Origin of the sequence: Jannaschia sp. Os4 (assembly GCF_016820245.1) — a bacterium.
In the GTDB taxonomy this organism is placed as follows: domain Bacteria; phylum Pseudomonadota; class Alphaproteobacteria; order Rhodobacterales; family Rhodobacteraceae; genus Jannaschia.
Window position 1 is genome coordinate 363,938 of record NZ_JAFCAR010000003.1, and the last position, 18,125, is coordinate 382,062.

The window sequence follows — 18,125 nt, forward strand, 5'->3', positions numbered from 1 at the left end:
TTTCGCGCGGAGGGTCCAGTCCCTACCGCCGCGACGCCCGCCGCAGCGCGTCCGCCGCGTCGAGCCCGTCGAGGTCCGCCGCCGACGGCTCCCACGCGGCGCGGGGCGTGTGGTCCACGTCCCCCGCCGCCGCCGAGAGGTCCTCGGCCAAGGTCCCGCCCATCCCGGCCAGCACCTCGGGCGCGACGAGCAGCGACTCCGCCGGGATGCCCTCCGCGTAGATGATCTCATGGGCGTCGAGCAGCAGGTGGCACAGCGTCAGCGACGGCATGTCCCGGCGCACGATGCTCGTTCCGTTCACGAGGTGCCGCGCGCGGACCAGCACCTCCGCGCCACCCGCGCCCAGCAAGTCCGTCCGCTGCCAGACGTAGAGACGGTGGTCCGGCGACAGCACGAGCTCGTCGGCGTTGTTCATCGCCCCGGGCGCCAGCACGACCGGCGCGTCCGACCCCTCGGCCGTCACCGTGCGCCGCCCCGTCCAGCGCACCGCCTGCGGGCCGTTGTCCCGCGTCAGCACGCGGTCGCCCGCGCGGATGTCCTCGACCGCGGCCTGCGCGCCGCCCGCCATCGTGATCCGGGTCCCGGCGGCGAAGGCGACCGAGGCCGCGCCCGCGAGCTCCCCCTCCGTCGCGGGGCGCGAGCGCAGCAGCGTGTACTCGTCCCGCTCCGAGAGCGGCCCGAACGGCATCAGCAGCCGCACCCCGTCCAGTTCCAGCACCAGCGCCTCGACCAAGGCCCCGCGCTCGCCCATCAGCTGATGCCGGGCCAAGGCCGCCACCGCCGCGCCGGGCCGGCCCACCGAGGAGCCGGGCGCGACCGTGCCGCCCGCGAGCAGGAGCTCGGCGGGCACCGCGCGCCCCTCGAACCGGAAGAGATCCCCCGCCATCGAGTCCTCGACCGCGCCGAGCGCCTCGCCCTCCATCACGCCCGTCTCCACGCGCAGCGCGTCCGCCAAGTAGACGGTGCAGCGCGTCGGGCCGGGGAGGGTGGATGTTTCGCCGAGGGATGTCCGCATAGGCGCACGGCATATCCGGCGCGCCCCGCGAATCGGGTTACGTGACCTAAAGTAAAGGACGGGGCTTACGTAAAGGAAGCTGACCTAGGGTCAACAGGCAATCGGCGCACCCCCGGCGAAAAGGGGCGGACGCCGCCGCCGAGGCCGGGCATACAGCGCCTGACACCAAGCGAAGGGGGCGACATGGATCTGGGCATCAAGGGCAAGCGGGCGCTGGTCTGCGCGTCGTCCAAGGGGCTGGGGCTGGGCTGCGCCCGCGCCTTGGCCGGGGCGGGGGTCGACCTCGTGATGAACGCGCGCGGCGCCGAGGCGCTGGAGGCGTCCGCGCAGGCCATCCGCGACGAATTCGGCGTGTCGGTCGAGGCCGTCGCCGCCGACATCACCGCCGAGGCGGGCCGGGCGAAGGTGCTGGCGGCGGCGGGCGAGCCCGACATCCTCGTGACAAACGCGGGCGGCCCGCCGCCGGGCATGTGGTCCGACTGGTCGCGCGACGACTTCGTGGCCGCGCTCGACGCCAACATGCTCACCCCCATCGCGCTGATGCAGGCCACCTTGCCCGCGATGATGGCCCGCAGGTGGGGCCGCGTCGTCAACGTCACCTCGCAGTCGGTCAAGGCGCCGATCCCCGTCCTCGGCCTGTCCAACGCGGCGCGCACGGGGCTGACGGGCTTCGTCGCGGGCACCGCCCGGCAGGTCGCGCCCGAGGGCGTGACGATCAACAACCTCCTGCCCGGCATCCACGACACCGACCGCGCGACGGCCCTCGACACGGCCGTCACGCGCCAGAAGAACGTCTCGATGGAGGAGGCCCGCGCCGAGCGCGAGGCGACGATCCCGGCCCGGCGCTACGGCACGATCGACGAGTTCGGGGCCATGTGCGCCTTCATGTGCTCGGTCCACGCGGGGTTCATGGTCGGCCAGAACGTCCTGCTCGACGGCGGCGCGACCAACGCCACGATTTGAGGGGGGCGGGGCTCAGAACCCGGCGGTGGTGACCGTCAGGTTGTCGAGCCCCGTCGCCTCCGGGCGCCCGTCGAGATGCTGCATCCGCAGCCGCGTCTCGGTCACGTCAGCCATCGCGGTGCGCATCTCCGGCTCCGTCACCGCCGCCCCGTCGAGCCGCCAGCCCGCGTCGGCGCGCAGCGTCACCTCCGCCGAGGACCAGCCGGCCCCCGCGGGCGCGTAGTCGGAATGCAGCTCCAGCCGCCGCCCGTCCGCCGTCGTCATCGTCAGCAGCGGCACCGCCTCCGTGGGCCCGCCGGCGCCCGACCCCTCCAGCGCCGCCATGTCGAAGGCGATCGTCCCGCCGTAGAGATCCCGCAGATCCCCCGACAGCACCTCCGGCGCGAGGATCAGGCCGGTCCCGCCCCCGTCCCGGTAGTGGAGGAAGCCCGGCGCGCCGTCGCTGCCCGGCCCGTCCGCGTGGGACAGCACGCCCGGCCCGTCGTTCAGGAACCCGTCCGGCCCGTCGAGGAACTGGATGTCGGCCAGCTCGGTGCGGAAGCGGTCGTTCAGCTCCAGCCCGTCCAAGTGGTCCGAGACCCCCTCGCCCTGCCGTTGGGCGGCCACCGACAGAAGGCCGCCCGTCGCCAGCCCGATCCCGACCAGGGCGGCGGTCAGCACCGTCCAGTCCACCGTCACCGCGCCGGAGGTGGCGGCGGCGAAGCGGCGGAGCGCGGGGGGCAGGGAGCGGCAGGACATGGCGAGACTGGATGCGCGCCGATTCGGGCGGAACGGGGGCGGACATGGGGCGGGCGGGGCGCCCCGATTGGAAACGGCCCGGCGGGGGCGGCGTTGTCCCCCCGTCCCCGCCCCCCTATCTCCGGGGGGCAGCACCGGACCGGGAGGGCCGCATGACCGAGCAGACCCCCCGCCGCGCGCTGCTGATCGAGCATGACGACGGCGACGGGACGGCCCGCACGCCCGCCGACGCCCCCGCCGTCCCCGACGCCGCGGAGGGGCGGGCCGTGCGCGGCGCGCTGGCGCTGGCCGCGCGCCCGCGCTCGGGCCTCGCCCGGTGGTTCTGGGCCAGCCTCGGGGCGCTGCTGCTCTTCGCCGCCTCCGTCGCTGCGTGGTCCTTCGTCGAGGGGCTCATGGCCGAGCGCGAATGGCTGGGCTGGGTCGCCCTCGCCCTCGTGGGCAGCCTCGTGCTCGCCTGCCTCGCAGTCGTGGTCCGCGAGCTCGCCGCGCTGTCGCGGCTGGGCCGTATCGACGCGCTTCACCGCGAGGCGGCCTCCGTCGCCGACCTCGCGGGCGCCCGCGTCCTCACCGACCGCCTGCTGCGCTTCTACGCCCGCCGCCCCGACCTGCGCTGGGGCCGCGACGCGCTGCGCGAGGGGGCCGCCGACACGTTCGACGCCGACGCCCAGATCGCCTTGGCCGAGCGCACGCTGCTCGCCCCCCTCGACGCCGCGGCCGCCCGCGAGGTGGAGGCCGCCGTGCGCCAGGTCGCCGCCGTCACCGCCTTCGTCCCCTTGGCCCTCGCCGACGTCGCGGTCGCGGGCGCCGCCAACCTGCGGATGATCCGCCGCGTGGCCGAGATCTACGGCGGGCGCTCCGGGACGCTGGGCAACTGGCGCCTCGCCCGTTCCGTGGCCGCCCATCTCGTCGCCACGGGCGCCGTCGCGGTGGGCGACGACGTGATCCATTCCCTCGCGGGGGGCTCCGTGCTCGCCCGGCTCTCGCGCCGCTTCGGCGAGGGCGTGGTAAACGGCGCGCTCACCGCCCGCGTGGGCGTCGCCGCGATGGAGGTCTGCCGCCCGCTGCCCTTCGCCGCCGAGCGCCCGCCCCGCGTCACCGCCCTCCTCGGCCGCGCCCTGACGGGCTTCGGCCCCGCCTCCGACACGCCAGACACGCCCGACAGGAAGGACTGACCCCGATGGAAAGCCTCGCCCACGACCTCCGCACGATGCAGCGCACCCCGCTGCACGACTCGCACGTCGAGCATCTCCGCCACATCGGCGAGGTCGTCGAGCGCAAGGCGGGCGACGTGCTCTTCGACCTCGGCGACCCGATGGACACGTTCTACTACGTGCTCGACGGCGAGGTGGAGGCCGTCGACGCCGTCACCGGCGAGCGCTACGGCGACGGCGCGACGCTGGGGCCGGGGCAGTTCGCGGGCGAGATCTCGCTCCTGACCGGCGGCGGCTCGATGCTGCCGATGCGGCTCGTGCAGGACAGCCGCCTGATCGCCGTCCCGCGCGAGGCGCTGCTCGAGGCGATGGCCCGCGTGCCCGAGATGTCGGACATCATCGTGACCGTCATCTCCGCGCGCCGCCGCCGCCTCCTCGAGTCCAACGACGCCTCGCTCACCCTGATCGGCATGGACGAATCTAAGGAGATCCGCGCCATCGCCGCCTTCGCCGCCCGCAACCGCATCCCGTTCCGTACCCCCGAGGACGACCCGGAGGAGGCGCACGAGGTGGCCGAGGCCTGCTCGCTCGACCTGAAGGGCCCGGCGGTGGTCTTCGGCAAGGACCGCGTCATCCACGACCCCACCCCCCGCAAGGTGGCCCAGCTCTTCGGCCTCGACCTCGACCTCGACGAGGAGCGGACCTACGACGTGCTGATCGTCGGCGGCGGACCGGGCGGCGTGGCGGCGGGCGTCTATGCCGGGGCCGAGGGGCTCTGCGCGCTGGTGGTCGAGGATGCGACCATCGGCGGGCAGGCGGGCACCTCGTCGCGCATCGAGAACTACATGGGCTTCCCCACGGGCATCTCGGGCGCCGACCTGTGCTGGCGCGGCGAGGTGCAGGCGATGAAGTTCGGCACCCGCTTCGCCGTCCCCCGCCGCGCCTCCGCCATCGAGCGGATCGGCGCGGGCGAGGGCGGTCCCGGCTTCCGCGTCACCCTCGACGACGGCACGCCCGTCTGCGCCCGCGCCATCGTGGTCTCCACGGGCGTGCAGTACCGCCGCCTTCCGCTCGACCGCCTCGAGGAGTTCGAGGGCGCGGGCGCCTACTACGCCGCCACCGACGTCGAGGCCCGCTTCTGCCGCGGCACCGAGGTGGTGATCGTGGGCGGCGGCAACTCGGCGGGGCAGGCGGCGATGTTCCTGTCGCGCTACGCCAAGTGCGTCCACGTGCTGATCCGCGGCGACAGCCTCGCCGACAGCATGTCCACCTATCTCCGCGACCGGCTGGAGGCCGACGCGGGCGTCGCGATCCACTACAACACCGAGGTCGAGGGGCTGGAGGGCGACGACCACCTCTCCGCCGTCCGCCTCAAGGGCGACGGGGCGGCGGAGCTGGACGGGCGCATCGACACCCGCGCCCTCTTCATCATGGTCGGCGCCGCGCCTAACACCGGCTGGCTCGACGGGCTGATCGAGACGGACGCCAAGGGCTTCGTGCTGACCGGGGACGCGGTGGGGCGCGACTCCCCCTTCGAGACGTCCTGCGACGGCATCTTCGCGGTGGGCGACGTGCGCGCCGGGTCCGTGAAGCGCGTGGCCTCCGCCGTGGGCGAGGGCTCGGTGGTCATCTCCAAGGTCTGGGAGCACGTGGCCCGCGTCCGCGACGAAACCGGGGCGGCGCAGGCCGCCGAGTAGCGTCCGCGCCACGCCCGGCGCCCCGCGGGGGGGCGTCCCGCGTGCCCCGTCTCGACCGGGCGGGGGGCGCCTGCCATCCCGGCGGGCATGGAAGACCTCCTCATCCTGCTCGCCGTCGCGGCGCTGGTGGCGATCGTCGCCGCGCCCGTGCTCGCCTTCGTCGCGCTGTCCCGAACCTCCGACCTGCGGCGCCGCGTCGCGCATCTGGAGGAGGACGTGCTGACCCTCGCGGAGACCCTGCGCCGGAGGCCCGCTGCCGAGCCCGCGAAGGCCGCCCCGTCCGCAGCCCCGTCCGCAGCCCCGGCCCCCGCGACGCGCCCCGCCGCCGCCGCGGCCCCGCCCCCCGCCGCGACCGCGCCCGACCCCGAGCGGCGGGCCGACCCGTGGGGACGCGCCGGATCCCGGACGGCGGACGCGGTCGCGCCCGCGCCGCGCACGCCCGCCGTCGCGCCGCCGCCGAAGCCCGTCGACCCCTCGCCCCTCGACCGCGCCGCGCGATGGGCCGCGCAGAACTGGTTCTACCTCGTCGCCGCGGCCTCCTTGGCCTTGGCGGGCATCTACCTCGTGCAGTGGGGCGCCGAGCGCGGCCTCCTGCCGCCCGCCATGCGCGTCGCCGCCGCCCTCGCCTTCGGGGCCGCCCTGATCGGTGGAGGCGAATGGCTCCGCCGCCGCTTCGGCGACGAAGGGGACGTCGCCACGCGCCACCTCCCCTCCGTGCTGTCGGGCGCGGGCGTCGTCACCCTCTTCGCCGCCGTCCTCGCGGCCATCCACCTCTACGCCCTGATCGGGCCGGTCGCCGGCCTCGTCGCCCTCGTGGCCGTCGCCGCCCTCGCCATCGTGCTGGGCTGGTTCTCCGGCCCCCTGCTCGTGGCCGTGGGCCTCGTCGGCGCGACCGTCGCCCCCTTCGCCGTGGGCGGCGCGTCGGACGACCCCTCGCTCCTGCACGCGTACTTCGCCCTCGTGGCGCTCACCGGCCTCGCCGTGGACACGCTGCGGCGCTGGATGTGGGTCTCTCTGCTGGCCGTGGGCCTCGGGCTCGCGGGCACGTTCCTCCTGATGGGGGCGGGCACGCGGGAGCCTGTCGCCTATGCCGCCGCCGTCGCGATCGCGCTGCTCGCGATGGTGCTGCCCAACGGGCGGCTGCGTCCCGACCAGGACGGGCCGATGCTCTGGCAGGCGCCCCGCGCCCGCCCGCGCCCCGAGGCCCGCCCCGCGATGCTGGGCGTCGCCGGGGCCGTCGCGCTGATCGTGTTCGACGCGGCCACGTCCTACCCGTCGATGGCCACCGCGCCCGGCCTCGCCGCCTGCGCGGTCCTGATCGCCGCCCTCGCCGTCTGGGCCGAGCGCAGCCGCGCCCTGCAGGACCTCGTCCTGCTCCCCGTCGCGGGATTCCTGCTGATCGCCCTGAACCCCGACGCCGCGACCGTGGCGCAGTTCACCCGCGAGATCGCCCCCGAGCAGCCCGGCCCCCGCGGCGCGACCACGCTCCTCGCCCTCGCCGCCGCGCTCGCGCTTCCGCTCGCATGGCGGGCCGCGCGCCCCGCGCCGACATGGCGCCTGCTCTGGACCCTCGCCGCCGCGGGCCTCGCCCCCGCCACGGGCCTCGCGCTCGACGTCGGCTGGGACGCGCCCGCCGTGCTCGGCAGGGCGGCGTGGGCGTGGCACGCCATCGCCGTGGCCGCGCTGCTGACGGGCGTCGCCGCGTGGTGGGCGCGCGCGGTCCAAGGCGACGGGGGCCGCGAGATGGCCGCCATGGCCGCCCTCATGGGTTTCGTGACCATCGGCTACGCGGCGGCCCAAGTCCTCGACAAGGCGGCCCTCACCCTCGCCTTCGCGGGGCTGGCGGCGGGCGCGGCATGGATGGCCCGCGCGCTCGACCTGCCGCGCCTCGGGTGGACGCTGGTGATCGCCGTGCCGGTCCTCGGCTTCCGACTGATCGCCGATCCCGGCCTGTCGTGGGCGATCCAAGGCCCCGCCGGACCCGTCGCCGCCGCCTACGCGGGCACCGCCGCCGCGCTGCTCCTCGCCGCGTGGCTCCTACGCGGGGCCGCCCCCGCCCCGCGCCTTGCCGCCGAGTCCGGCGCGCTGACGGCCACCGCCACCGCGATCTCGGTCCCGCTGCTGCGCTGGATCGACGGGGCGGAGAACGAGGCCGGCGGCGCCACGATGGGCCTGATCGCCGCCGTCTGGGGCACCGCCGCGCTGGGCCAGCTCATCCGCGCCGAGGGCGGCCTCCCCCGCCTGCGCCAAGCCCTCGCCGCGCTCCTCGCGCTGCCCGCCGCCGGGGCGCTGGCCTTGGCCCTCACCGAGTTCAACCCCGTCCTCGGCCTCCGGCCCAAGGGCGAGGTGACGGTCCTCGGCCCGCCGCTCCTCAACTCCCTCGTCCTCGCCTACCTCGCGCCCGCCGCGATCCTCTGGCTCGCCCACCGCCGCCTCGGCTGGCGCTGGCCGCTCTGGGGCGCGGGCGCGCTCGCCGGGCTCTGGGCGGTCCTCGCCATCCGCCACGCGTGGCAAGGCCCGAGTGAGATGCCGTGGGTGGAAGGCATCGGACGCGGCGAGATGCTCACCTACACCGCCGTCCTGCTGATCGCGGGCGCCGCCGCGTTCTTCCGCGGCCTCACGCGAGGCGAGCCGACCGTCCGCCGCGTCGGCACCGGCCTCCTGGCGCTCACGGCGGCCAAGGTGTTCCTTGTCGACGCCGCCGCGCTGCAGGGCCTCGCCCGCGTCGGCGCCTTCGTGGCGCTGGGCCTAAGCCTCGCGGGGCTCGCGTGGCTCGACCGCCGCGCCGCCGGGGCGCCCGTCCGAGAGGCCGGCGAGGAGGGGCGGGACGACGCCCCCCCGGACGAGGGCGCCTAGCACCGGCGGCAGCGGGGGCACCCGGCTCAGGGGCATCAGCACCCGGTCGCGCAGCCACGGCAGCAGGCGCGAGTCGCTCTGGTATTGCGGCGTGAACAGGCGGCTCATCCCCTGATACGCCAGCACGTGCAGGCGCCGCGCGTTCAGCATCCGTCGTCCCGCCTCCTCCGCCGGTCCGGCCCGCAGCGCCAAGCACAGCGCGTGCGCGTCCAAGAGCGCCATGTTCGCCCCTTGGCCCAGTTGCGGCGAGGTGCGGTGCCACGCGTCGCCCAGATGGATCACCCCCTCCGACCACGGGCGCCACAGCGTCCCATGCGCGTAGCGGGCCATCGTCATCTGCCCGTGATCCTCGACCTGCGCCACGAAGGGCGCGATGGCGGGCCACAGCGCCTCCGCCTCCTCCCGCCAATCGGCCAAGGGCCGCGCCAGCCAGTCCGCATGCCCGTCCCGCGGCAGCGACCAGAACACCGCCGCCAGCTCCGGCCCCCCGGCCTCCGTCCGCCCGATCGGCAGGACGCCCGCCATCCGGTCCGCCCGCCGATACCGCTGCCGCAGCTCGTCGCGGGGCAGGTCCGTTCCCTCGGGCCAGCGCACCGTTCCCCAGATCGCGCCGTAGGGCAGCGGGGCCGCCCGCATCGGCGACAGCGGCGAGCCCGCCCCCGCGCGTCCACCCGCAGGTCGAACCGCCCGTCCGACGCGAAGCCCGGTCCGACCTCCGCGCCCAGCTCGATCCGGGCGCCCGCCGCGACGGCGGCGTCCCACAGCACCCCGTGCAGCGCGGCGCGGTGCATCGCCAGCCCCTCGCGCCCCCGCCCCGCCGGGTCGTAGGTCACGTCCAGGGCGACGCGCCCGCCCGACATCCCCCGCATCCGCGCGATCCGCTGGCCCAGCCGGCGCGCCGCGCCGCCCGCGCCCAGCGCGTCCAGCACCGCCTGCCCGACCGGCTGCACCACCAGCCCCGACCCCACGGGCCGCGCCGCCTCGAACCGCTCCAGCACCGTCACGTCGTGCCCGTCCGCCGCCAGCCCCGCCGCCGCCGCCAGCCCCGCGATGCCCGCTCCCGCGATCCCGATCCGCATGGTGGATTCCCCTTTCGCGGGGACGGGCTACCCCCGCCGCCCCGCGCGTTCCAGCGGACACGCCGCCGCGTTCCCGCTTTCCCGTCCGGGCGATGCACCGGCGCGGTGGACGCCGCGGAGCGGCCCCTCGCTTGTCCCCTCCCCACCCGCCCGCTACAGACCGCCCCGATGCCCACGCGCCACGTCATACCGCGCCGAATTCGCCGCCCGGCGCCCCGAGCCTGACCGGCAGGGGCGACCGGGATCCTTCGCGCGCCCCGCTACCTCAGATTCAGGACGACCCCGATGGACGGCAAGACCACCTCCGCGACCCCCGCCCCCGACTACAAGGCCACGCTCAACCTGCCCCGCACGGACTTCCCGATGCGCGCGGGCCTGCCCAAGCGCGAGCCCGACTGGCTCGCCCGCTGGGCGCGCATCGGCGTCTACGACCGCCTCCGCGAGAAGGAGGGCCGCCCGCCCTTCGTCCTCCACGACGGCCCGCCCTACGCCAACGGCCACCTCCACATCGGCCACGCGCTCAACAAGATCCTCAAGGACATGGTCGTCCGCTCCCGGCAGATGATGGGCTTCGATGCCCGCTACATCCCCGGCTGGGACTGCCACGGCCTGCCGATCGAGTGGAAGATCGAGGAGAAGTACCGCCAGAAGGGCCGCGACAAGGACGCCGTCCCCGTCGTCGAGTTCCGGCAGGAGTGCCGCGACTTCGCCGCCGGCTGGGTCGACGTGCAGCGCGGCGAGTTCCAGCGCCTCGGCATCACCGGCCGCTGGGACGCGCCCTACCTCACGATGGGCCACCACGCCGAGGCGGTCATCGCAGCCGAGTTCCAGACCTTCCTGATGAACGGCCTCATCTACCAAGGCTCCAAGCCCGTGATGTGGTCCCCCATCGAGAAGACCGCGCTGGCCGAGGCCGAGGTGGAGTATCACGACCGCCAGGTGGACGCGGTGTGGGTGGCGTTCGACGTGGCGTCCGGGATGGACGGTGCGAAGCTCGTCATCTGGACCACCACCCCGTGGACCCTGCCGTCCAACCGCGCCGTCGCCTACGGCCCCGCCATCTCCTATGGGCTCTACGAGGTCACCGGTCGCCCCGAGGAATGCTGGGCGCGCATCGGCGACCGCTACCTCCTCGCCGACGCGCTGGCCGAGGACGCGCTGGCCGCCATGCGGCTGGAGCCCTCCATGCACCGCCGCCTCCGCGACGTGATGCCCGAGGAACTGAACGCCCTCACCCTCGCCCACCCCCTCCGCGGGGCCGGGGGCGCGGACGGCGAATGGGACTACGACGTCCCCCTCCTCCCCGGCGACCACGTCACCGACGACGCGGGCACCGGCTTCGTCCACACCGCGCCGTCCCACGGCGACGACGACTACCAGCTCGGGCTGACCCACGGCCTGCCCATGACCCACAACGTCGAGGCCGATGGCTCCTACCGCGCCGACCTCCCCCTCTTCGGCGGCGAGGCGATCCTGAAGCCCAACGGCAAGCCCGGCGGCGCGAACAAGGCGGTCATCGACAAGATGGTCGAGGTCGGCGCCCTGCTGGCCCGCCGCCGCCTCACCATCTCCGACGCCCACTCGTGGCGCTCCAAGGCCCCCGTCATCCGCCTCAACCGCCCGCAATGGTTCGCCGCCATCGACAAACCCGTGGGCGACGGCAAGGACGACCACGGCGAGACCGTCCGCCAGCGCGCGCTGACCTCCATCGACACGCTCGTCGAATGGACCCCCCGCTCGGGCCGCAACCGTCTGCACTCCATGATCGAGGCCCGCCCCGATTGGGTGCTGTCGCGCCAGCGCGCGTGGGGCGTCCCCCTCACCTGCTTCACGAAGAAGGGCGCCAAGCCCGGCGACGCCGACTTCCTCCTCATGGACGAGCAGGTGAACGCCCGCATCACCGCAGCCTTCGAGGCGGAGGGCGCCGATGCGTGGTATGCCGAGGGCGCCAAGCACCGCTTCCTCGACGGCCTCCACGACCCGGACGCCTACGATCAGGTGATGGACATCCTCGACGTCTGGTTCGACTCCGGCTCGACCCACGCCTTCACGCTCCGCGACCGGGACGACGGCTCCGAGGACGGCCTCGCCGACCTCTACCTCGAGGGCACGGACCAGCACCGCGGCTGGTTCCACTCCTCCATGCTGCAGGGCTGCGGCACGATCGGGCGCGCGCCCTACCGCGCGGTGCTGACCCACGGCTTCACGCTGGACCAGAAGGGCCAGAAGATGTCGAAGTCGATCGGCAACACCATCGCCCCGCAGGAGGTGGTGGACCAGTATGGCGCCGACATCCTCCGCCTCTGGGTGGCGCAGGCCGACTATACCGCCGACCTCCGCATCGGGCCGGAGATCCTCAAGGGCACGGCGGACTCCTACCGCCGCCTGCGCAACACGATGCGCTTCCTGTTGGGCTCGCTCTCGGACTTCTCCGAGGCCGACCGCACCGACCCCTTGGAGATGCCCGACCTCGAGAAGTGGGTCCTCCACCGCATGGGCCAGCTCGACGCACAGGTCCGCGACGGCTACGCCGCCTACGACTTCCCCGGCGTGTGGCGCGCGGTGTTCGACTTCTGCACCGTGGAGCTGTCGGCCTTCTACTTCGACGTCCGCAAGGACGCGCTCTACTGCGACGGCGAAACGCTCCGCCGCCGGGCCGCGCGCACGGTGCTGGACCTGCTCTACCACCGCCTGACCACGTGGCTCGCCCCGATCCTGACCTTCACGATGGAGGAGGTCTGGCTGGAGCGCCACGCGGGCGACGACGCCTCCGTCCACATGCAGGACATGCCCGCGCCGAAGCCCCAATGGGTCGACGACGGCCTTGCCGCGCAGTGGGACACCGTCCGCCGCGTCCGCCGGGTCGTCACCGGCGCGCTGGAGGTGGCCCGCCGCGACAAGGTGATCGGTAGCAGCTTGGAGGCCGCCCCCACCGTCCACGTCGACGCCGCCACCAAGGCCGTGCTCGACGGGGTCGCCTTCGACGACGTCTGCATCGTCTCCGCGATCACGGTGACGACCGACGCCGCGCCCTCGGACGCGTTCGTGCTGGACGAGGTGCCCGGCGTGGCCGTCGCCTTCGCCCATGCCGAGGGCGGCAAGTGCCAGCGTTGCTGGAAGGTCCTCCCCGACGTCGGCCACCACGGCCATGACGGCGTCTGCGCCCGCTGCGATCAGGCGCTCTCGGACGGCTGACGCCCCGGACCCGATCCGGGCCCTCGCCCCCCAAGCCCCCGCCTCGCGCGGGGGCCTCCGCCTCCACGGGCGACCCCGGTGGCCGTCGTTCGCGCGCACCCCCCACTGCTACGCACCCGCGCGATACGGCCGCGCCAGCGGCCCGCGCATCGCCGGGCCGCCCCCCGGCCCGGCGATCCCGTGCCGACGGCACCCCGCTCGGGCGTCGCGCAGGTGTGAGGGATAAATCGCTTCGTGGAAGGGGCGGATCGCCGCGCCACGGCCCTGCGATGCGCTCCCGTCCCGCTCCGGCCCAACGCCCCTTGACCTGCCTCCCGCTCCCCACCCCGTGATCCCCCGAAACACTCCTTAACGCCCCCGCCCCGGACCCCCCCGTATGCACGGGGGGTGTACGGGGGGTGCACGGGGGGTGCCCCGCACCGCACGCACGCGCCGAATCGCCTCAACCCCCTCCGCCCACACGCAAAACCCGTTCGATCCAAGGCGGCATTAACCTTTCCCCGCTTCCCTCCCCCGCCGCACCCGTCCACACCGCCCCCATGACGCTTCCGATCCTCCTCGCGGTCCTGCTCGCCGCCGCGCTCCACGCGGCGTGGAACGCGGTCATCCGGTCGGGCGGGTCCAAGGTCGCCGCCATGACCGCGATGACCGTCTGCCAAGGCGGCATCGGCCTTGCGCTCGGCCTCTGGAACGGCTTCCCCACCGGCGAGGCGGCGGCTTGGCTCGCCCTGTCCGTCCTCGTCCACGGCGGCTACCAGACCTTCCTCGTGCTGGCCTACGAGCAGGGCGACCTCTCCCGCGTCTATCCCATCGCCCGCGGCACGGCCCCGCTGCTGGTCACCCTCGTCACCCTCGCCTTCGCCATCGAGCCGCTCTCGCGCGGCGACCTCCTCGCCGTCGCCATCCTCGCCTCCGGCATCGCCCTCATCGCCTTCGGCGCGCTCCGGGCCCGCGAGGCCCGGCGCCTGATTCCCTACGCGCTGGCGACGGCTTGCATGACGGCGGCCTACACGCTCACCGACGGCCTCGGCGCCCGCGCGTCGGGCGCGCCCGTCGCCTATGTCGGCTGGATCCTCGCGGGCACCGCGTTCACCTTCCTGCCGGTGGCCTACCTGCTCCGGGGCCGCGCCATCGTCCCCGACGCGCGCACGTGGAAGGGCGGCGCGCTGGGCGCCGTCGCCTCCTTCGGGGCCTACGCCATCGCCGTCTGGGCCATGACGCAGGCGCCCATTGCCTTGGTGGCCGCTCTCCGCGAGACCTCGATCCTCTTCGCGGTGGGGATCGGCTGGGCGATGGGGGAGCGGATGGACATGACCAAGGCGGTCGCCGCCGCCATCATCGTCGCGGGCGTGCTGATGGTGCGGCTGTGAGGGCCGAGGTCGAGCGCGCCCTGCGCCATCTGGCCGAGACGCGCACGGCCACCTTCTGCCCCTCCGAGGCGGCGCGGCGGGTGGCCGACGACTGGCGCCCGCTCATGCCGCTCGTGCGCGAGGTGGCGCGCGACATGGACCTCCGCGCCACCCAAGGCGGAACGGAGGTCGATCCGGTCACGGCCCGCGGCCCGATCCGGTTAACGAAACGCTAACGCTCCATTAACCGTCCCTTAACCTCCGCCAGCGACCCCGCCCCGATCTGCGTCATGCAGGACGTCATGTCGGCCCGCAGCACGTAGGCGAGATGGTCGATCCCCTTCCCCCCCAGCGCCCCCAGCGCGAAGTACCACGCCTTCCCGAGGAACACGTGGTCCGCCCCCAGCGCGATGGCCCGCAGGATGTCCAACCCCCCTGAAATCCCTGAGCAAAAGAGGACCGGCGCCCGCCCCGCCACGGCCTCCACGACCGGCGGCAGCGTGTCGATGGCGGCGGGTCCCCCCTCGAACTGCCGCCCCGAATGGTTGCTCACCCAGATCGCGTCGACCCCCATCCCCAGCAGCCGGTCCGCGTCCTCAGCCTCCGCCACGCCCTTGACGATCAGCGGCCCGTCCCACTCAACCCGGCACCCCTCGATGTAGTCCCAGCCCGGCGAGCCCCGGATGATCTTGCCCGCATGGGTGAACCCGTCCTCGTTCAGCGCGGCGGTGTAGTCCTCGACGAACCGCATCCGCGGCATCCCCCGCTTGGCATGGCCCAAGGACCATTCGGGATGCATCACCATGTCCGCCACCATGCCCGGCGTGATCACGGGCGGCATCGAGATGTTGGCCCGCCGCTGCCGCTCCCGCCTACTCTCGCCCGGCACGTCCACCGTGACCACCAGCGCGCCCCACCCGGCCGCCTTGATCCGCCCCAGCATGTCCTTCCGGATGGCGGGATCGTTGACCGGATAGTGCTGATACCACCCCAGATCGCCCACGATCGGCCCCGTTTCCTCGGGGCGCGCGGCGGCCACGGTGGACTGCCCGTAGATCAGCCCGTTGCGCTTGGCCCCCTCGGCCATCGTCGCCTCGGCCCCCGGCCAGATCAGCCCCGCCATCCCCACCGGCGCGATGCCGAAGGGCTGCGCGTAGTCCCGCCCCAGCAGCGTGCAGGACAGGTCCGGCTCCACCTCGCCCCGCAGGATCGCGGGCATGAACCGCACCGCGTCCAGCCCCGCCCGGTTGCTCCGCACCCCGGCCTCCGTGCCGGTCCCCGAGTCCACGTACTCGAACGCGAACTTCGGCATCCGCCGCCGAGCCTTGGCGCGGAGATCGGAGATCGCGGGATACTTCAGATCGAGTTGGGACACGGCCCCGCTCCCTCATCTCAGCTCAAATACCTCGGGGGTCCGGGGGCAGCGCCCCCGGCGCCCTCAATCGGGGACCACCTTGCCGGGGTTCATCACCCCGTCCGGATCCAGCGCCCGCTTCACCGCGCGCATCACGTCCAGCGCGACGGGGTCCTTGCGCCGCGTCATCGTCGCCAGCTTGGACAGCCCGATCCCGTGCTCCGCGCTGATCGACCCGCGCAGGTCGACCACGATCCCCTCCACCATCTCCCGGATCGCGTCGAGATGGGCCGGATCGTCGTCCTTGGGATAGACCGTGAGATGCACGTTCCCGTCGCCTAAGTGACTGACGATCAGCGTTTCCGCCCCCGGCGACAGCCGCTCCAGCTCGTCGTGCATCCGGTCGATGAACGCCTCCACCCGGTCCACCGGCAGGCACACGTCGTTGTCCACGATGGGCAGCCGCGTGAAGGTGATCTCGGCGGCGGCCTCGCGCATCTCCCAGATCAGGCGGCGCTGCGCCTCGTCCTGCGCGACCATGGCGTCCAGCACCTCGCCCCGCTCCAGCGCGTCGCCCAGCACCTCCTCCAGCACGTCGTCCAGCGGGCGCGACAGGCCGCCCAGCTCGATCATCACCGCGTGGTCGCCCACCGGGAAGGGCTGGCGCAGGTCGGGGCGCAGGCGGGCCAGCTCGCCCATGTAGGTGCGCGGCATGTACTCGAACGCCTCCACCGCGCCGTCGCTGGCGGTCTGGAGGCGGTTGAGCAGATCCAGCGCGGCGGGCAGGCCGGCCACGGCGGCCAGCGCGGTGGCGTGGTGCCGGGGCTTGGGATGCAGGCGCACCACGGCGGCCGTGATCAGTCCCAGCGTCCCCTCGGCCCCGATGAACAGATCCTTGAGGTCGTAGCCGGAGTTGTCCTTGTGCAGCTCGCTCATCAGGTCGAGCACGCGCCCGTCGGCCAGCACCACCTCCAGCCCCAGCACGAGGCCCCGCGTCGGCCCGTGCCGCACCACGTTGGACCCGCCCGCGTTGGTCGAAAGGAAGCCCCCCACCCGCGCCGACTGCCGCGCGCCGAAGGTCAGCGGGAAGACGAGACCCTCCGCCTCCACCGCGTCGTGGATGTCCGACAGGATCGCGCCCCCCTCGACCACCGCGAGGCGGGCGGCGGGCCGCACCTCCCGGATGGCGGCCATGCGCTCCAGCGAGACCATGACGGCGCCTTGGTTGGCCGTCCCCCCCACGAGGCCCGTGTTGCCACCCACCGGCACGATGGCGAGGCCATGCCGCGCGGCGCACCTGACGACGTCGGAGACCTCGGCGGTCGAGGCCGGGCGCACCACGGCCAAGGGATCGGCGCGCCACTTGCCCGTCCAGTCCTTGGCGAAGCGCGCGGTGTCCTCCCCCGTCAGCACCTGCGCGTCCCCCACGAGGGCGCGCAAGTCCGCGAGGGCGGCGTCGGCGGTGTCGAGCATGGCAGGTCCTCCGGAGGGAGGGATGCCATGCGGCCCGAGGGGAAGGGAAGCGCCCCGCTCGGCGGCGGGCCCGGAGGGGCGGGCTACTCCGCCGCCACCCCGACCGGCGCGGGATCGGCCACCGCCAGTTCGATCTCTGGGAACTCGACCTTCGGCGCGATGCCCGACAGGCCCTCCCGGGCGGCGCGGTAGGCGCGCTCGTAGGACTGCACCATGCGCTCGACGGTGAACATCTCCTGCACCCGAAGGCGCGGGGTGGAGCGGGGGATCTTCATCGCCTTCTTGATGGCGAGTCCCAAGGCCGCCGGCTCGTTGGGCCGGGCGAAGCGGCCCGCCTCCTCGCCGATCACCTCGCGCGCGGCGCCGTTGTCGATGGACGCCACCGGCAGGCCGCAGGACATCGCCTCGACGGCGGCGAGGCCGAACGGCTCGTCCCACATCGGCGTGAACACCGCGACGGAGGCCTTCCCCATCGCCTCGGCCAGCTCGGGCTGGGGCAGGTGACCGCCGTAGCGGATCGTGTCCGACAGGTAGGGCCGGATCATGCGGTCGAAATAGTCCTGCCGCTCGATCGGGCCGTAGATCGTCAGCGGGACGCGGGCGAACTCGGCCGCCGTGACCGCGAAGTGGGTGCCCTTGTTGGGCGCGATGCGCCCCGCCCAGACGGCCGTGCCGTCGCCCTTGGGCTGGAGCGGCCATGCGCGCAGGTCGATCCCGTTGTGCACCACGTGCAGCGGATCGGGCGCGCCGCCGTTGCCCTCCTCGTCCACCGGCCACCACGAGCCGACCTGCGTCTGCGACGTCACGGTGAAGCGCGACCACGGGGCCGGGCTCTCGTGGACGGCGCGGCGCAGGGCGTCGAAGGGCGGGACGTGCAGCGACGTGACCATCGGGATCCGGTGCTGCCGCGACAGCCGGGGCGGGTAGCGATGCAGCGAGTTGTTGTGGACCACGTCGAACCCGCCATCGAGCAGCTCGCGCATCGTGCTGGCGAAGCCCGCGTCGACGTGCCGGTTGAGCGCCTCCGTCCCGTGGTTGTCGTGCCACGGGAAGTCGCGGTCGTAGTGGACGTCGAGGACCGGCACGAGCTTCGCGTCGCCCGCGTCCGAGTCGCCCGACGCGAAGAGGGTGACGTCGTGCCCCTTCGCGGTGAGCGCGCGGGTCAGGTGCCATGCGTGGCCCTCCATGCCCCCCATGAAGGGGGGGCGCACGGGGTGGCGCACATGGGCGAGGACGGCGATCCGCATGGTTTCGT

General features: G+C 74.3%; 13 protein-coding genes and 1 pseudogene. 7 read left to right on the plus strand and 7 right to left on the minus strand.

Features of this window, described 5'->3' with window-relative positions; all coding sequences use genetic code 11:
- Positions 1-22 precede the first annotated feature (22 nt).
- The gene (locus JQC91_RS06780; protein ID WP_203286044.1) at positions 23-1,015 is read right to left on the minus strand and encodes a Hint domain-containing protein; all 993 of its coding nucleotides are present in this window, start codon (positions 1,013-1,015) and stop codon (positions 23-25) included.
- 183 nt (positions 1,016-1,198) lie between these two features.
- Here JQC91_RS06780 and JQC91_RS06785 point away from each other — a divergent pair, with 183 nt between their 5' ends.
- The gene (locus JQC91_RS06785; RefSeq protein ID WP_203286045.1) at positions 1,199-1,978 is read left to right on the plus strand and encodes an SDR family oxidoreductase; all 780 of its coding nucleotides are present in this window, start codon (positions 1,199-1,201) and stop codon (positions 1,976-1,978) included.
- A gap of 12 nt (positions 1,979-1,990) precedes the next feature.
- Here JQC91_RS06785 and JQC91_RS06790 read toward each other — a convergent pair whose 3' ends face one another.
- A complete protein-coding gene (locus JQC91_RS06790; RefSeq protein ID WP_203286046.1) occupies positions 1,991-2,716 on the minus strand; it encodes a laminin B domain-containing protein in 726 nt (241 codons plus the stop codon).
- A gap of 152 nt (positions 2,717-2,868) precedes the next feature.
- Between JQC91_RS06790 and JQC91_RS06795 the strand changes: the two genes are divergently transcribed.
- The 3 genes from JQC91_RS06795 (at position 2,869) to JQC91_RS06805 (ending at position 8,420) form a co-directional block, all read left to right on the plus strand.
- Entirely contained in the window at positions 2,869-3,888 is a 1,020-nt protein-coding gene (locus JQC91_RS06795; protein ID WP_203286047.1) for a TIGR01620 family protein, read from the plus strand.
- A gap of 5 nt (positions 3,889-3,893) precedes the next feature.
- Positions 3,894-5,564, plus strand: a complete 1,671-nt coding sequence (locus JQC91_RS06800) for an FAD-dependent oxidoreductase (RefSeq protein ID WP_203286048.1) — start codon at positions 3,894-3,896, stop codon at positions 5,562-5,564.
- An 87-nt stretch (positions 5,565-5,651) separates the two neighbouring features.
- Positions 5,652-8,420, plus strand: coding sequence for a DUF2339 domain-containing protein (locus JQC91_RS06805; RefSeq protein WP_203286049.1), 2,769 nt, complete (start codon positions 5,652-5,654; stop codon positions 8,418-8,420).
- Here JQC91_RS06805 and JQC91_RS18220 read toward each other — a convergent pair.
- The gene (locus JQC91_RS18220; protein ID WP_343069922.1) at positions 8,313-9,056 is read right to left on the minus strand and encodes an FAD-dependent monooxygenase; all 744 of its coding nucleotides are present in this window, start codon (positions 9,054-9,056) and stop codon (positions 8,313-8,315) included. The genes JQC91_RS06805 and JQC91_RS18220 overlap by 108 nt on opposite strands.
- Positions 9,057-9,190: 134 nt before the next feature.
- A pseudogene (locus tag JQC91_RS18225) lies at positions 9,191-9,499 on the minus strand (NAD(P)-binding protein); the annotation flags it as partial.
- Between the two features lie 285 nt (positions 9,500-9,784).
- Here JQC91_RS18225 and ileS point away from each other — a divergent pair.
- From ileS to JQC91_RS06825, 3 genes are all read left to right on the plus strand, one after another.
- Positions 9,785-12,694 (plus strand): isoleucine--tRNA ligase, encoded by a 2,910-nt coding sequence (gene ileS, locus JQC91_RS06815; RefSeq protein WP_203286050.1) that lies wholly within the window; start codon positions 9,785-9,787, stop codon positions 12,692-12,694.
- 539 nt (positions 12,695-13,233) lie between these two features.
- On the plus strand, positions 13,234-14,064 hold the full coding sequence (locus JQC91_RS06820; protein WP_203286051.1) for a DMT family transporter: 831 nt from the start codon (positions 13,234-13,236) through the stop codon (positions 14,062-14,064).
- Entirely contained in the window at positions 14,061-14,279 is a 219-nt protein-coding gene (locus tag JQC91_RS06825; protein ID WP_203286052.1) for a DUF3253 domain-containing protein, read from the plus strand. Before JQC91_RS06820 ends, JQC91_RS06825 begins: the two co-directional genes overlap by 4 nt.
- Here the strand turns inward: JQC91_RS06825 and JQC91_RS06830 are convergent.
- The 3 genes from JQC91_RS06830 to JQC91_RS06840 form a co-directional block, all read right to left on the minus strand.
- Positions 14,276-15,418, minus strand: a complete 1,143-nt coding sequence (locus JQC91_RS06830) for an alpha-hydroxy acid oxidase (RefSeq protein WP_343069923.1) — start codon at positions 15,416-15,418, stop codon at positions 14,276-14,278. The genes JQC91_RS06825 and JQC91_RS06830 overlap by 4 nt on opposite strands.
- A gap of 63 nt (positions 15,419-15,481) precedes the next feature.
- The gene (locus tag JQC91_RS06835; RefSeq protein ID WP_203286053.1) at positions 15,482-16,870 is read right to left on the minus strand and encodes an FAD-binding oxidoreductase; all 1,389 of its coding nucleotides are present in this window, start codon (positions 16,868-16,870) and stop codon (positions 15,482-15,484) included.
- An 83-nt stretch (positions 16,871-16,953) separates the two neighbouring features.
- Positions 16,954-18,117, minus strand: a complete 1,164-nt coding sequence (locus JQC91_RS06840; protein WP_203286054.1) for a glycosyltransferase — start codon at positions 18,115-18,117, stop codon at positions 16,954-16,956.
- Between the last annotated feature and the right edge of the window lie 8 nt (positions 18,118-18,125).